At 67.2% G+C, this 238-nt stretch carries 1 protein-coding gene; it reads left to right on the top strand.

The window, feature by feature from the left end:
• The coding region (locus BST28_RS24480; RefSeq protein WP_207570208.1) for a hypothetical protein at positions 1-210 on the top strand (210 nt) is incomplete at its 5' end.
• Between the last annotated feature and the right edge of the window lie 28 nt (positions 211-238).

Here is a 238-nt window from a genome sequence, read left to right on the forward strand (position 1 = left end):
GGCTTCCCTACCCACCAAATCCAGTACGAAGCCATCACGATCGGACTCCGCCATCTCGAACAACCGACGCGAAAGGGAGCCAGCGCCAGGTCGGCGCCTCGCGGCCTTCCGCACCAGTCCCCGCAGTACCGCTGGCAGAAGATCAGCGCGGGTGAGGCGGTGCAGGGCGGCGGAGTCGAGGAGCATGGGGGCGACGACGGCGCGGTCTGAGTGCAGTGCCGTGTCGAGGAGAGTCAGT

The organism is Mycolicibacter kumamotonensis, from assembly GCF_002086285.1.
Classification (GTDB): domain Bacteria; phylum Actinomycetota; class Actinomycetes; order Mycobacteriales; family Mycobacteriaceae; genus Mycobacterium; species Mycobacterium kumamotonense.